This window comes from Alkalihalobacillus sp. R86527 (genome assembly GCF_042466185.1).
In the GTDB taxonomy this organism is placed as follows: Bacteria; Bacillota; Bacilli; order Bacillales; family Guptibacillaceae; genus Guptibacillus.
Genome location: NZ_JAXHBW010000001.1, coordinates 1,756,131 through 1,770,259 on the forward strand (window position 1 = coordinate 1,756,131; position 14,129 = coordinate 1,770,259).

Genomic DNA, 14,129 nt, shown 5'->3' on the forward strand with positions numbered 1-14,129 from the left:
CGTTTTCTTGTCATATCACTACACCTCCTGTCAATAGTTTGAGCAGATGTTACAAATTCATTCCTTTGTCTGTCGAAAAAGTTTCCCTTTATCAGGAAAACACTACCTTTGGCGAAACTCTTCTAGTTTTGTCATTGAAGAAGGCGTTGGTGTTCATAAGACGAATTATACAATTACAAAACAGGCTGAAGCCTAAAATGAGCGAAAGGATGGGATTTCATGTTGTTAAAAACGAAGCAGGTATCTGATGAACTTGGTGTGAATCCTACTACTGTTCAAAGATGGGTGAAATTCTTTAATTTAGATTGTGAAAAGAATGAACTAGGTCATTTTTTATTCAGCGATGAATCGATCTCGAAGCTGAAGCACATTCAGGAAGAGTTACGTAGCGGTCAATCAATGGAGGAAATCAAGATGACGGATTCAGATCAACAGCCGAAAAAGCCTGTCACTAAAGTTGTATCGCAAGAGAAATTTGAACAACGACTTGATCGTTTCTCTGTTAGACTTGAGCAACTTGAAAGACAGTTAGAAGAAAAAGCAAACGAAGTGATTACTGTACAAGTCCTGCAACACCGCGCTGAGCTGGATGAATTAGTGAAAAAAGTCACTCGTATAGAAGAAAAATTAATGGAGTTAGAAGAGCATACATCCATTCAGGAAGCAGTAGGCCAGTCAACAGGAAAAGTAAAGCGTCCCTGGATCATGAGTTTGTTTAGTTTCTAATAGTAATGGAAGCTAAATCATTATGCTGGCCTTATGTCCACGTTGGATATAAGGTTTTTTGTTTGTGATTGAACCGGTCAATTTGTGTTAGGATGGATGAGATGGGAGTGACTGTCATGAATGAGAAGTTAATTTTGTTAACCAAACAATTGATGGAAATAACAGAGGAAGCGCGAGTGCAGTACGTAAATCGCACTCAGCTTGATACATATGAGGTGGACTTTTATGGTGAAGTAAAACCATTCGCAGACCGTGCGTTATCTTTATTAAAAGAATGGGAGCCGTTGGCGAAAGCGTGGGTTATCGAGAATAAACCCAAATACTTGTACCCCATACAAATAAAAAATACGTATGAAAATCTTGAAATGGTTTCTGTCGTTGCCTGGCAAAAGGATACAGGGCCTAAGAAATTTAATGAGAGAGTTCAATCAATCGAATATGTTCTTGAAAAGATCGTTGAGCAAACAGATGAATAAGGTTCATCTGTTTTTCTTATTTCATATTTAAAAATTTCACATACTGTAATAATTGTATAGTTTTCCTTTTTTCATAAATACTATTGAAAAAGGAGTGACGAGATGACAGCATACTTATGTCCTAGATGTAAAACAAATCGATCGAGGTTTAACAAGCTAGAGCAAAAGGTTACTTCAATTAAGATGGACCCAGAATCAGGTGAAGTAATGTCTATTATGGGTGAAGGGGAAATGGATCCTTTTCATATGGAATATCGAGGACCAGACTATCGAATACAATGTGCAACATGCGGTGAGATCGCAGATGAAGAAACGTTTATTCAATTTGCCCGTTCACATCCAAGGGGTTCCTAGCCTTTTTCCATTCCCAGTTCATGATATAGTAGGGAGACTGGGAGGTTGAGAAATGTTTGATCCAACAATATATGAAAATGTTAAAGTTGTCCTTGAAGGTGAGTTATACGATCGAGATCTAGACGGTGAGATTACAATTACTAATCGAAGTGATCTCGTTGATCTAGCCACCCTTTCAAGGACTTATGTCGTTGCCTTTGAAGAGAATTCGAAGGTATCAAGTACGATAAACCTTCATGCAAGTCTTGAGAGTTTTAGTGCTGAGCAGCTACAGCTAGAAAATATACAGCCTGGATGCGAATTAAAGCTAAGTTTTGAGATGGCTGTTCGAGATAAAGGAATATGTGATGAGATTTACAATCTAATAAAGAAAATTTGGGGCGATCGTCCATATGTGAGTCAAACGTTATCCTATAAATACCGACAAGAATCAACGATTATGAATAAGATCGAACTTGAGTTTAATCGCCAAATCAATGAAGACCAAATAAGTGATCTTACAACAATCGTTGATTATACAATTCGTACTGCAAATGAATTAGCCGATCTAACATGAAAAAGGCGGAGAGCATCCGCCTTTAACTATCCATACTTTTTAGTTAATCTTAGTACTTTCCGCCGCCAAGTTGCTGTTCAGCCATTTGGACAAGGCGCTTCGTAATTTCTCCTCCAACAGATCCGTTAGAACGAGAAGTGGAGTCTGGACCAAGCTGTACGCCAAATTCTCTTGCAATTTCATACTTCATTGAATCTAAAGCTTGTTGTACACCAGGGACTACCAAGTTATTTGAGCTATTGTTATTTGCCATGTTGTACACCTCCTTGCTCCTTATCATGTACAAAGGGTATATACCTTATTCACCAACAATCTGGTAGATAATGGGCCTGAAATGAATATTTAGAATATTCAAAGGATTTGACAAGCGTGGGTCGAATAGTACTTGTTAGAATGGCAAAAGTATATTGGAGGGGTAAACATGGATCGCTTCGTGAAAAAATCGGGTATCTATCAAAACCTTGAAAAAAGAAGATGGGAATATTGGCTCGTATTAACTGAAGAAAATAAGATTCTTGTATCCTGGCTTTGTTGGACTGCTCCTCAAGAGATCTATGAACAATGGAAACTCTCTAATGTTTCATAAAGGTCGCCGATGCGGCTTTTATTTTATTACGATTATTTTAATATAAAATTTTTAGCATAATAATTGTTGTTCCTGGTCATTCGTTTCTTTTATAATGGTATAGGTGAGTCTATTGTACTAGACAGTGGATTGAATTAGTGTACGAACTCTTTTTAATACCATTTTAAAGAAAGAGGAGCTCCTATGGTCGCAAAACACAAGTGGTTAATGATTTTCGCCGTTTATTTTATTACCGTTAGTGTTTTTCCGCAGTCTATCTTAGCGGAAGAACCAAACATAGAAAGTGAGTCGGCAGTACTGATCGACGGTAAAACCGGTCAGATTCTATACGAGAAAAACAGCAGTCAAGAAATGTATCCAGCTAGCATCACAAAGATTTTAACAGCAATACTTGCTATTGAATCAGGGAACTTAAATGAACCCGTCAAAGTTAGTAGCCGAGCACGAGAAGTAGATGGGACGAGAGTTTATTTAGCTGAGGGGGAAACAGTACCCTTAGAAAAGCTCGTGAAAGGAATGATGATCAATTCAGGTAACGATGCAGCTGTTGCGATTGCGGAGCATTTAAGCGGGAGTGTAGAAGCTTTTGCAGCAGAGATGAATGCATTTGCAAAGAACGAATTAAACCTTCAGGATAGTCATTTTACTAATCCTCATGGGTTATTCAATGAAAATCACGTAACAACTGCAAAAGACATGGCGAAGATTACCCAATATGCAATGAGAAATGAGGAGTATCGCTCTATTGCCGGTTTGAAAGAAATGAACTGGGAAGGCGAGGAGTGGGATACAACCCTTATTAATCACCATCGCCTATTGTTGGATTATGATTATGTTACGGGTGGGAAAAATGGTTATGTTTCTAAATCAGGATTTACTCTTGTAACGAGCGCATCAAAAGATGATCGGGAATTAATAGCTGTTACGATGAAAGCCAAAAATAATAATATTGCATATCAAGATACTCTCGCGCTGTTAAACTATGGTTTCAATGAGTTTTCGCCAGTGATGTACGAAGAGGGAACAGAAATTGATACTCTAGACGATACAAATTACACTTTATCTAAAGATATGACTTTATTGACTAATTCGGATGGAGAACCTGAGTTATCAGTAACAAAAGAAGGGGTTATGGAATCGAATATTGGTTCGATCACTTCAATATTGGATTCATCACTTCTAGCAAGCAAATCTCTTAAAGATGATTCATCAACAAAGGTGGAAGAGGTCGCGTCTGTCAAAAAGGCTGATGAAAAGAATGCTTCAAATAACGAGTGGTTAAATGTCGCCATTCTGTTAATAGGAATAGGAATGTTCATTTTTATCTTACTTGCACTTTTCTTTAGTAAAAGGTCTTCTTCCAATCGAAAGTCACGAACTTTTCCATAAGTATAAAAAGACTGCAGTGATTACTGCAGTCTTTTTATGATTAATTTTCATTTTCTAAGAAAAGAGATAAGCGTTTGACAGCTGTCATTCCCTGGCCAGCAGCAGATGAAATACTTGATAATAATGGTCTTGTACAAACATCTCCTGCAGCAAAGACATATGGGAAAGAGGTTTGTCCTGTTTTATCGCAAATGAGATAGCCTTCTGGATCACTTTCGAGACTTTCTATGAAGTGCTCTGTATTTGGCTCAACTCCGATTCTAATGAATAGCCCATCTACACATGTCTCATATGTACTCTGTTTCTTTATATAAGATAATTGCTTGTAGTCCGTGCCTTGGATTTTGGTGATGACAGTATCTGTTAACACTTCGATTGAAGGGTGGGCAAACACTGGGTCACGAAATTCTTTTCTTGCTTTAAATGATGATGAGCGATGCATCAATTGGACAGACGCGCCAGCTTCTGCAAGAAGAAGCGCTCCTTCAAAGGCGCGATCCCCACCGCCGATAACGGCAACGTTCTTTCCGTTAAACTTTCCACGATCTCGAGTAGCGGAATAAACCTCATTACTGTCGATCATTTCCTGTTCACCAGGTATCTTCAGTTTCTTAGGAGAGGAGCCCGTGGCAATTATTAACGATCTAAACGAATATGTATCAGAATGGGTATGTAATGTTCTGTTCTCAAGATCAATTCCCTTAATTGAGATACCTGTATAAATGACACATCCAAGCGATTGTGCATGATGTGTCATTTGTTTTTTTAGGGAAGGTCCGTTATCCGAAACTATACCTGGATAATCGACAATCTTATTGTTGATTGATAATAATTGCCCTCCAAGTTCTTCATTTGACTCTAACAATACATGATTCAACCCTAAGCGCTTGGCCCAAATTGCTGCAGAAATACCTGCAGGGCCTCCTCCAATTATGATGAGATCATTTTTGTGGAACAACTGTTTTTCCTCACTTTCTCACAGAAAGCCATTTCTCAAAATCAAGCCAGCTTTTCACGCGTGGTACATCGACATCTTTGTTATATGGATAATCCATTGCGAGAGCGATTCTACCTGTATCACGAAATGCTTCAAGATTGTGTGGAGCATCATCGAGCAAAAGGTCTCCTCGAATCATGTCTTTGCGATGGGTGAAAATTAGGTTTCGCTTTCCTATAAAGGGAAGGTGTTTTTCAACCCATAACTCCTTTTCTGTGTAGGCATATGTACGACTGCTAGTAACAATCAAGAGTTCGTAGTCTTCTGACAATCTTTCTAGTACCTCAATAGCGTTTGGGAGAGGTGATAAAGATTGAAAAAGGCCTGGTTCATCCAAATACTCATATATTTTGGCGCCGCACTCTTCCTTTACATAGTCTTCTGACCTCCAACAATGGAGTTTCTCTACATTCAGATTATCTTTGTAATCCTCATTATATCGTTTGTGCCATTCAGTCATTAAATCACAAATCACTGAATCCATATCGATCAATAACGTTTTCAAATCCTTCACTTCCTTATACCTCTTTCAAAATAATCATATCAGTCATTTGAACACCTTACAATTTATATAAAAAAGACAGGAACGGGAAGTTCCTGTCTTCGTTACCTAACACTTTACAAATGCAGCACCTACGATGATGAGTAAAAGAAATAAAACAACGATTAACGCGAAGCTATTGCCTGTATTACACCCATAATAGGGCATGTTTGCTCCACCTACCGGGTTATATGGCTCATTTGCATATGGTGCATTTCCGTATTTCATGATTGTGCTCCCCCTTAGACGTACTCTTACTCTATCACTATATGTATTCGTCTATAAATGATATAGGCAAGAGCGGAAGGGCGGGCAGTTTTTTGTGAAAGGGCTTATCCACTGAAGCTATTATCTTTACTACGCGACTGCTTTAAGAAATTATGTTTGTAGTCGTCGGTCAAGTCTTTCACTTCTTTACTTAAGAATAGGATTGCGATGACATTTGGAATAACGAATAGAGCTAGCGTAATGTCTACTAATTCCCAAACAAATTGAAGACCTCCAATAGCGCCTACAAATACGGCAGCTATATAAACGACCCTCATCGCTTTAGAAGCCTTTGAACCATATAAGTATTCCGCTTGTTTTTCTCCATAAAAGATGAGAACACCGATCGTACTAACAACAAAAATGAGTAGTAGCGATGAAACAAATATCGGCCCCCATGTATCGCCCATTAAACCAGCAAAAGCGTCAGAAACCATGTCAGAAGCGTTAGAAGGTTTCACATCTTTCCACGCCCCAGATACAAGAACTGTAAAGGCTGTCACTGTACAAAGTATAATCGTATCAACAAAGACGCTGAATATTCCCCATAACCCTTGGCGACTCGGGTGGGGTGTGCTTGCTGCTGAGTGTGCGATTGAAGCTGTACCCATCCCGGCTTCATTTGAATACAGGCCTCGGGCAAGGCCCCAACGAACCGCTGCTGCAAATCCAGCTCCGGCAAAGCCACCAGCTGCAGAAATCGGTTGAAAGGCGTGAACAAAGATAAGCTTCATTACCTCAGGGAACTGATCAATATTAATGACCATAACGCCTATTGCGCCGCCAATATATGTAAGGATCATAAATGGTACGATCTTTTCTGCAACAGACCCAATTCTTTTTATTCCTCCAAATACCACGATTGTAATCAGCACCATGAGGATGATTCCTGTTAACCATGTTGGAAGGCCAAAGGAACCTTCCGTTAATGTAGATATAGAATTCGTTTGAACCATAACACCTGGGATGATTTCGATCATAAGTCCAAATGCAAATAGCCATGATGCGAACTTCCAATTCAATCCTTTACGTATGTAATACATGGGTCCGCCAACAAAGACACCTTCTTTATTTTTCTCTCTATACTTGATACCCAAGACGATTTCAGAGTACTTTGTTGACATACCGATGATCGCAACGACCCACATCCAAAAGATTGCACCAGGGCCACCAAAAGCTATCGCAACTGGCACACCGACAATATTTGTAGCGCCAGCGGTCGATGCAAGTGCAGATGTGAAAGCTTGAAAAGGTGAAATCGTTCCATCGCCTTTTTCTTTTTCAAATATCTTTCCAATCGTATGTTTTAGTGCGTGGGGAAAGAAAAGGATTTGAAAGAACCCTAATCTAATAGTTAAGAAGAGCCCTCCACCTAACAGTAGAATCATCATCGGATATCCCCAGATAAAGCCTGAGAAATCGCTGATGGTATTTAAGATAGTCTCCATTGTCACATCGCTCCCTAAGTATATACTGTATAACCTAAATATCCATAAATAGGGAACCTGAAACGCTAATAGTAAAAATGAGTGAAAAGACATAAAAAAACAGCCGGTTTTTTCCGGCTGTTAGGTAATATGGAGGAATTTCATTGTTGAGGGCCATTTAGCTGATTCTTTACGTGTTGAACTTCCTGCATATCGGCAGGTGCTGCTGGCTGATAATAGCCTTTTTGTTTTGCATATTGATAAAGACTGTATTGTCTTTGTTCATCTGTATTTCTTATTTGTTGAAGTGCTTGTCTAAGCTGTTCATTATCGCATTGTGAAATAACACTTCCATAATTGCTCAAGCTACCATTAAGAGCTGACAAATAATCGTTTACCATATCCTTTTCATTCATCACCTAATCCTCCTTAACCTAAAAAAGACATAAGTTGTTGTTTTGTGTTTCTTGCATCTTGAGCATCTTGTTGTAGCATCTGTTTTAACTGTGGACATGTACATGTTTCTGCATACGTATCAAGTTTGTTTGCGAGTGTGTCATGGCCGCCGATCATGTGACGAAGGTTTTGCAATTCCAATTCATTCAATTGCTCCATGAGATTCCCTCCTTAAATTCAATCCTTCTTAATATTGAATGATAAGGGGGTTTTTATACGCGTCTTAGGCAATGATGTTCCGATGGTTCGTGAACTGCTCATACTCTTTTGAATCCATTATTTCTTCGAGTGTTTGCACAACATTCCATACATCCTCAAATGAGGTATACAGTGCGATTGGGGCTAACCGAATGACGTTAGGTGATCGGAAATCTGGAATCACGCCATTGTTCTTCAACGCTTTACAAATTCTCGCTGCCTCAGGGTGTTCCAGGCAAACGTGTCCACCACGCCTAAGGTCTTCATCAGGGTTAGCTATAGTGAACCCATAGTGATGTAGTTTCAGGCTAGTTAATTCCATTAGGTATCTCGTAAGCTTTAAAGATTTTTCGCGAATTTGATGGATACCTGCTTCAGAAAATATCTCAAGTGAACCATTTAACGTAGACATACTAAAGATATGCGGTGTTCCGATTTGGAAAGCACCAGCTGATTGGGCATGTTCAAGGTCATGACTCATATCAAATTGCACATCTTTCTTTGAACCAAACCAGCCTGCAAGTCCGGGTTTAAGACCGAGGTGTTTTTCGTGTACAAAAAGACCACCCACTCCCCCAGGACCGCTGTTTAAATATTTGTATGTACACCAAACAGCGAAGTCAACACCCCAGTTGTGGAGTTCGTGTGGAACAACACCGATCGAATGAGCAAGATCAAAACCAATTATTATATTTTTCTCATGTGCTGCTTTTGTTATTTTTTTGATGTCGAGTAACTGACCGCTACGATAAAGAACAGAAGGGAGGAGGACTAAGGAAACCTCATTTGTCATCTCATTTATAATATCGTCCTCATTAATTGTGCGACCATCCGAACTAGTTACTTGAATAAGGTGTTCTTTAGGTTGGAGGCCATGTAAATCCAGTTGAGCTTTAATTGCATATATATCTGAAGGGAAGGTGAGTGAATCAGCCAGTATCTTTGTTTTAGTACCATTCGGCTTATAGAAGGTGGATAGCATCTGATGGAGGTTAGTGGTGATCGATCCAGTTGTAATGGTTTCTTCCTCTTTTGCTCCGATGAGTGGGGCAGTCATCTTCCCGAGCTCTTCTGCCATATAGAACCATGGTTGCTTTGCATCTGTCCAACCGTTTATTCCATGAGTCTTCCAATCTTCCATAGATTGTAGAAGAGCAGATTCAGCTCTTTTAGAGAGAAGACCGAGCGAATTACCGTCCATATAAATGGAATGCTCAGGTATGTAAAACTCAGTTTTGAACCGGTCAAGTGGATCGTTACTATCTAATTCTTTTGCATAATAAATGGACTGTGGTACACTCAATTTACTCAGCTCCTTTAATACCATAATCGTATGGTAAAGAATGAGAGAATGTCAACGCTTCCATAACGTGTTAAAAAAATATGAAATTTTTTCAGGATAATGATTGACTTAGATTAAGCAGCGGTGTTATTATATAAATTGTCGCCGAAACGAAAGAGACCACATGCGGGTGTGGCGGAATTGGCAGACGCGCTAGACTTAGGATCTAGTGTCTTACGACGTGGGGGTTCGAGTCCCTTCACCCGCACCAATATTTGCGCCCGTAGCTCAATTGGATAGAGCGTCTGACTACGGATCAGAAGGTTAGGGGTTCGACTCCTCTCGGGCGCACCAATACATAATTTAGTGATACTATCGGGAAGTAGCTCAGCTTGGCAGAGCACTTGGTTTGGGACCAAGGGGTCGCAGGTTCAAATCCTGTCTTCCCGACCATCACACATCAGTGGCGGTGTAGCTCAGCTGGCTAGAGCGTACGGTTCATACCCGTGAGGTCGGGGGTTCGATCCCCTCCGCCGCTACCATATAATTAAATAGTGGAGGGGTAGCGAAGTGGCTAAACGCGGCGGACTGTAAATCCGCTCCCTCAGGGTTCGGCGGTTCGAATCCGTCCCCCTCCACCATTTTGGGCTATAGCCAAGCGGTAAGGCAACGGATTTTGATTCCGTCATGCGCTGGTTCGAATCCAGCTAGCCCAGCCATTTTGCGGGTGTAGTTTAGTGGTAAAACCTCAGCCTTCCAAGCTGATGTCGTGGGTTCGATCCCCATCACCCGCTCCAATACATAAATTTATTTTGAGTCTTTTCCATCTCGGAAAAACATGGTATACTAACTTTCAGTTATTGTATCACTTATACTACCATGCGCCTTTAGCTCAGCAGGATAGAGCAACAGCCTTCTAAGCTGTGGGTCAGAGGTTCGAATCCTCTAAGGCGCATACCTCAAAACCTCTGAACGGTTTAACTGTTCAGAGGTTTTGTTTATAATAATGATAAAAAGATGAAAATTTATAAAAAACCAAAAATACGAACATTGTGAGAATTACCTTTGATATTATTAATGTTTAAAGGTGTTTGTGAGGTTTTCACTTGATTTTCAAACCTGATATGCTACTATATCCGTAGAAACCTTATTGCAGTAACTGACGACAGATGTGGAAATAACCACAAGGGAGCTGTAATGAATGAAGCCGGTCGTCTGGGCGAAGAAATAAGAAACCTTATTTCTTAACACTGTCTAGGAGGAATTAATCAATGACACAAGACAAGCTATTAGATGGAAAAGCAGTAGCAAATCGAATAAAAAATCAGCTGAAAGAAAGAGTTGAAGCACTTAAAATCAACGGTGTCACGCCCAGCCTCGCAACGATTCTTGTTGGAGATGATCCTTCCTCTGAAACGTATGTGCGAATGAAGGGCAACGCTTGTGAGCGTATAGGGATCTTATCGAAGAAGATTCACCTTCCAGAAGATACTACTACTGAAACGTTACTTGAAACAATTGAAGAACTAAACCATGATTTATCGGTACATGGGATTTTACTACAACATCCTGTTCCACCTCAAATCGATGAACGTCTAGCGTTTGAAACAATCGCGATCGAAAAAGACGTTGACGGTGTCACTAGTGAGGGTTATGGCCAGACAGCCCTTGGCTTTGGTACTTATCCATCCTGCACACCTGCTGCTATCATGAAAATCATGGAAGACTACGACATTAATCCAGAAGGCAAGCATGCGGTTGTTGTAGGCAGGAGCCCTATACTTGGTAAACCTGTTGGTGCCCTTTTACTAAATCAAAATGCCACGGTTACAACATGTCATTCCCGAACTATCGATTTGGCATCACATGTTAAACATGCGGATATTGTAGTAGCGGCAGTAGGAAAACCCGAATTTATCAAAGGAGAATGGATAAAAGAGGGAGCAGTCGTACTTGATGCTGGTTACAATAAAGGAAATATTGGTGATGTAGAATACGAAGGTGCGAAAGAGAAGGCTTCTCTGATCACACCTGTACCAGGTGGAGTTGGTCCAGTTACAATTGCAATGCTGTTAAAACACACAGTAGTTTCAGCAGAGAAATCGATCGTTCAATAATCCATAACTCGGGAGGAATCCCGAGTTATTCTATTTTGGCTAACCATGTTTGCACATTCTATGAGCAGTATACTAAATGGTTTGGACATCCTGTGTTAGTCTCGTATAGTGAGATTATATTTTGAAAGGGGAATGAAAATGAAACTTGAAGGTAAAGTCGTTCTCGTAACAGGAGCAAGCAGCGGAATAGGTGAAGCGATCGCTCGACACGTTGCTGATGAGGGAGCTAATGTTGTACTTGCAGCACGTCGTGAAGAAAAGTTAACTGATCTTGCTCAGTCTCTGAATGACAAATCGAATGGTAAAGCACTCGTGGTGAAAACGGACGTAACTAAGAAAGAAGATATGGAAAACTTGGTTCAACAAGCGAAAGATACATACGGCAAAGTCGATATGATTATTAATAATGCTGGTGTTATGTTGCTTTCGTTTATGAAAAATGATGAAGTGGACCAGTGGACTCAGATGGTGGATGTTAACATCAATGGTGTTCTACACGGTGTTCACGCAGTCTTACCAGATATGCTGAAGCAAGAAAGTGGACACATCGTTAACGTATCAAGTGTTGCAGGTCACGAAGTCTTCCCATCAAGTAGCGTTTACAGCGCAACGAAATATGCTGTACGAGCACTTTCGATGGGGTTAGAAAAAGAACTATCTAAAACAGGAGTGCGTGTAACAAATATTTCTCCTGGTGCTGTGGAATCAGAACTTACAAACCATATCACTGACGATGAAGTTCTAGAAATGTTTAAGGAAAGTGCTTCTTCAATGAAGAAACTTCAGGCTGAAGATATCGCACGTTCTGTAGTCTATGCTGTAACACAGCCTGATTACGTGAATGTTAATGAAGTAGTTGTTCGTCCTATGCAAAAATAGGCTGATCCTACCATTTAAAGGCTGAGAACCCAATGAATATTCATTGGGTTCTTTTTTGTGTTTCCGAAAACTTCCAAGGATACTGATATCGAACCGTAAACAATGAGATCCAACCTAATCTTTCTTTATCATTCTATTCTATTTAGTAAAAGTATTAAAAAAAATTCATTGGCTCTAACTCGTGATATGTAAAGGTTTTGGAGGGTAAGGATAGTTTTTCTTCTGTATAATTTTCTGAAAAGTACTTTAATTAATAAAGAAAATGGGTTAGTGTATTTATTAACGGAATAAATAAGGAATATATCCGAAAATAAAGAGGGGGAATGACCTTGAGTTTACCTGATCAGAAAGAAAGCTATGAAGTGGAAAAGAAATCGGTTGTTTCAAAAATTCTTGATGGTGTTGAACAAGCAGGAAATAAATTACCTCATCCTTTTATGCTGTTTGTTTATTTATCAGTTGGAATTATTCTTTTATCATTTGTTGTAAGTTTGTTCGATGTTACAGTTGTTCATCCAGGTACGAAAGAAGAAGTGGCCATCAAAAGCTTACTGTCTGGCGAGGGCCTTACATACATTTTGACTTCCATGTTAACGAACTTTACCGAATTTAAACCGCTTGGTCTTGTGTTAGGGATGATGCTTGGGATTGGTTTAGCGCAAAAAGTCGGATTAATTCAAACATTTATGAAGAAAACGATCATCAATGCACCACCACGCTTTGTTACATATGCTGTTATCTTTACAGGAGTTCTGGGAAACCTTGCATCAGATGCTGCGTTTATCATCGTACCACCGATTGCAGCTATGGTGTTTCTTACTCTTGGAAGACACCCAATAGCAGGTCTGGCTGCAGGATTTGCAGGGGTTGGTGCTGGGTTTACAGCAAATATTATCATCGCAGGTACAGATGCACTACTCTCTGGAATCTCGACTGAAGTCACTAAGAATATCAGTGATGACCTTGTCGTAACGCCAGTAGATAACTGGTATTTCATGTCGTTCTCAGTCATCATGCTGATGGTTGTAGGTGCTTGGGTCACTGAGAAAATCGTTGAACCCAAGCTTGGAAAGTACGAAGGAGAAGTAACAAAAGAGTTAGAGAAAGTAACGAAAGTTGAATCGAAAGCATTACGGAATGCTGGTATTGCTGGCGGGATTTTTCTCGCAATTCTTGCGTTAGGAATCTTCCTACCAGGTGCACCGCTTAGTAATGAAGACGGCGGATTGATTCCATCGCCATTCTTAGATGGAATCGTTCCGATCATCTTATTTCTATTTATTACTGTTTCAGTTGCCTATGGGGTTACAGTCGGCAAGATAAAAGGGACAAGTGATGTTCCCCGCTTCATGGGTGAATCGATGAAAGATATGTCTGCATTCATCGTGCTTATCTTCGCGGCCGCACAATTTATTGCCTACTTTAATTGGAGCAACATTGGTGTTTGGATTGCAGTATCAGGAGCAGAATTTCTACAAAATATCAATATGACGGGATTGCCAGTTATCGTTGGATTTATCTTCTTAACTGCAATTTTGAACCTATTTATATTCAGTGGGTCAGCTCAGTGGGCATTGATGGCACCGGTCTTCATCCCAATGTTTGCTCTACTCGATTTCAACCCAGCTTTTGTGCAACTTGCCTATCGAATTGCTGATTCATCAACAAATATCATTACACCATTAAATCCATATGTTCCAATGGTTTTAGCATTTATGAAAGAATACGATAAGAAAGCAGGATTCGGTACATTGTTCTCTGTCATGCTACCGTATACAGTAGTGTTTCTTATCATATGGACAGCGATCTTTATCGTGTGGACTCTACTTGGCCTTCCGATCGGACCAGGAATCCACATGAAACTATAATAATTACTCG

17 protein-coding genes, 8 tRNA genes and 1 riboswitch are annotated in these 14,129 nt (G+C 40.0%); of the genes, 17 read left to right on the plus strand and 8 right to left on the minus strand.

Features of this window, described 5'->3' with window-relative positions; all coding sequences use genetic code 11:
• The first annotated feature begins 219 nt into the window (after positions 1 to 219).
• The 4 genes from SJY16_RS09030 to SJY16_RS09045 all read left to right on the plus strand — a co-directional run bounded on the left by SJY16_RS09030 (position 220) and on the right by SJY16_RS09045 (position 2,112).
• On the plus strand, positions 220 to 726 hold the full coding sequence (locus tag SJY16_RS09030) for a MerR family transcriptional regulator (protein ID WP_377888838.1): 507 nt from the start codon (positions 220 to 222) through the stop codon (positions 724 to 726).
• 116 nt (positions 727 to 842) lie between these two features.
• Entirely contained in the window at positions 843 to 1,202 is a 360-nt protein-coding gene (locus tag SJY16_RS09035; protein WP_377888839.1) for a YppE family protein, read from the plus strand.
• 102 nt (positions 1,203 to 1,304) lie between these two features.
• Complete coding sequence (locus SJY16_RS09040) at positions 1,305 to 1,556, plus strand: DNA alkylation repair protein (protein WP_377888840.1); 252 nt, start codon at positions 1,305 to 1,307, stop codon at positions 1,554 to 1,556.
• A gap of 52 nt (positions 1,557 to 1,608) precedes the next feature.
• Positions 1,609 to 2,112: a hypothetical protein gene (locus tag SJY16_RS09045; protein WP_377888841.1), complete on the plus strand. Its 504-nt coding sequence runs from the start codon at positions 1,609 to 1,611 to the stop codon at positions 2,110 to 2,112.
• Positions 2,113 to 2,161: 49 nt separating this feature from the next.
• Here SJY16_RS09045 and SJY16_RS09050 read toward each other — a convergent pair whose 3' ends face one another.
• On the minus strand, positions 2,162 to 2,365 hold the full coding sequence (locus SJY16_RS09050; protein WP_270179009.1) for an alpha/beta-type small acid-soluble spore protein: 204 nt from the start codon (positions 2,363 to 2,365) through the stop codon (positions 2,162 to 2,164).
• Between the two features lie 168 nt (positions 2,366 to 2,533).
• Between SJY16_RS09050 and SJY16_RS09055 the strand changes: the two genes are divergently transcribed.
• Both SJY16_RS09055 and SJY16_RS09060 read left to right on the plus strand, forming a co-directional pair.
• Positions 2,534 to 2,698: a hypothetical protein gene (locus SJY16_RS09055; RefSeq protein ID WP_377888842.1), complete on the plus strand. Its 165-nt coding sequence runs from the start codon at positions 2,534 to 2,536 to the stop codon at positions 2,696 to 2,698.
• 183 nt (positions 2,699 to 2,881) lie between these two features.
• Positions 2,882 to 4,087 (plus strand): D-alanyl-D-alanine carboxypeptidase family protein, encoded by a 1,206-nt coding sequence (locus tag SJY16_RS09060; protein WP_377888843.1) that lies wholly within the window; start codon positions 2,882 to 2,884, stop codon positions 4,085 to 4,087.
• A gap of 40 nt (positions 4,088 to 4,127) precedes the next feature.
• Here SJY16_RS09060 and SJY16_RS09065 read toward each other — a convergent pair whose 3' ends face one another.
• The 7 genes from SJY16_RS09065 to kynU all read right to left on the minus strand — a co-directional run bounded on the left by SJY16_RS09065 (position 4,128) and on the right by kynU (position 9,300).
• On the minus strand, positions 4,128 to 5,045 hold the full coding sequence (locus SJY16_RS09065; RefSeq protein WP_377888844.1) for an NAD(P)/FAD-dependent oxidoreductase: 918 nt from the start codon (positions 5,043 to 5,045) through the stop codon (positions 4,128 to 4,130).
• Positions 5,046 to 5,055: 10 nt separating this feature from the next.
• The gene (locus SJY16_RS09070) at positions 5,056 to 5,598 is read right to left on the minus strand and encodes a 5' nucleotidase, NT5C type (protein WP_377888845.1); all 543 of its coding nucleotides are present in this window, start codon (positions 5,596 to 5,598) and stop codon (positions 5,056 to 5,058) included.
• Between the two features lie 96 nt (positions 5,599 to 5,694).
• A complete protein-coding gene (locus SJY16_RS09075) occupies positions 5,695 to 5,853 on the minus strand; it encodes a YjcZ family sporulation protein (RefSeq protein ID WP_377888846.1) in 159 nt (52 codons plus the stop codon).
• Positions 5,854 to 5,957: 104 nt separating this feature from the next.
• A complete protein-coding gene (locus SJY16_RS09080) occupies positions 5,958 to 7,340 on the minus strand; it encodes an alanine/glycine:cation symporter family protein (protein WP_377888847.1) in 1,383 nt (460 codons plus the stop codon).
• A 140-nt stretch (positions 7,341 to 7,480) separates the two neighbouring features.
• Positions 7,481 to 7,735, minus strand: coding sequence for a spore coat protein (locus tag SJY16_RS09085; RefSeq protein WP_377888848.1), 255 nt, complete (start codon positions 7,733 to 7,735; stop codon positions 7,481 to 7,483).
• Positions 7,736 to 7,748: 13 nt separating this feature from the next.
• A complete protein-coding gene (locus SJY16_RS09090; RefSeq protein ID WP_377888849.1) occupies positions 7,749 to 7,934 on the minus strand; it encodes a hypothetical protein in 186 nt (61 codons plus the stop codon).
• Between the two features lie 64 nt (positions 7,935 to 7,998).
• Positions 7,999 to 9,300, minus strand: a complete 1,302-nt coding sequence (gene kynU, locus SJY16_RS09095; RefSeq protein WP_377888850.1) for a kynureninase — start codon at positions 9,298 to 9,300, stop codon at positions 7,999 to 8,001.
• Between the two features lie 141 nt (positions 9,301 to 9,441).
• Here kynU and SJY16_RS09100 point away from each other — a divergent pair.
• The 11 genes from SJY16_RS09100 to SJY16_RS09150 all read left to right on the plus strand — a co-directional run bounded on the left by SJY16_RS09100 (position 9,442) and on the right by SJY16_RS09150 (position 14,119).
• A tRNA-Leu gene (locus SJY16_RS09100) sits at positions 9,442 to 9,526 on the plus strand.
• Between the two features lie 6 nt (positions 9,527 to 9,532).
• Positions 9,533 to 9,609, plus strand: a tRNA-Arg gene (locus SJY16_RS09105).
• 22 nt (positions 9,610 to 9,631) lie between these two features.
• Positions 9,632 to 9,708, plus strand: a tRNA-Pro gene (locus tag SJY16_RS09110).
• Positions 9,709 to 9,720: 12 nt separating this feature from the next.
• Positions 9,721 to 9,797 (plus strand) — tRNA-Met (locus tag SJY16_RS09115).
• A gap of 14 nt (positions 9,798 to 9,811) precedes the next feature.
• Positions 9,812 to 9,896 (plus strand) — tRNA-Tyr (locus SJY16_RS09120).
• A gap of 3 nt (positions 9,897 to 9,899) precedes the next feature.
• Positions 9,900 to 9,974 (plus strand) — tRNA-Gln (locus SJY16_RS09125).
• A gap of 4 nt (positions 9,975 to 9,978) precedes the next feature.
• Positions 9,979 to 10,052 (plus strand) — tRNA-Gly (locus tag SJY16_RS09130).
• 84 nt (positions 10,053 to 10,136) lie between these two features.
• A tRNA-Arg gene (locus SJY16_RS09135) sits at positions 10,137 to 10,210 on the plus strand.
• A gap of 190 nt (positions 10,211 to 10,400) precedes the next feature.
• Positions 10,401 to 10,483, plus strand: a riboswitch (ZMP/ZTP riboswitch).
• A gap of 43 nt (positions 10,484 to 10,526) precedes the next feature.
• Positions 10,527 to 11,372 carry a bifunctional 5,10-methylenetetrahydrofolate dehydrogenase/5,10-methenyltetrahydrofolate cyclohydrolase gene (locus tag SJY16_RS09140; RefSeq protein WP_377888851.1) on the plus strand — a complete coding sequence of 282 codons (846 nt, stop codon included), beginning with the start codon at positions 10,527 to 10,529 and terminating at the stop codon, positions 11,370 to 11,372.
• 138 nt (positions 11,373 to 11,510) lie between these two features.
• Positions 11,511 to 12,251 carry an SDR family oxidoreductase gene (locus SJY16_RS09145; protein ID WP_377888852.1) on the plus strand — a complete coding sequence of 247 codons (741 nt, stop codon included), beginning with the start codon at positions 11,511 to 11,513 and terminating at the stop codon, positions 12,249 to 12,251.
• A 323-nt stretch (positions 12,252 to 12,574) separates the two neighbouring features.
• Positions 12,575 to 14,119: an AbgT family transporter gene (locus tag SJY16_RS09150; RefSeq protein WP_377888853.1), complete on the plus strand. Its 1,545-nt coding sequence runs from the start codon at positions 12,575 to 12,577 to the stop codon at positions 14,117 to 14,119.
• Positions 14,120 to 14,129: the final 10 nt, after the last annotated feature.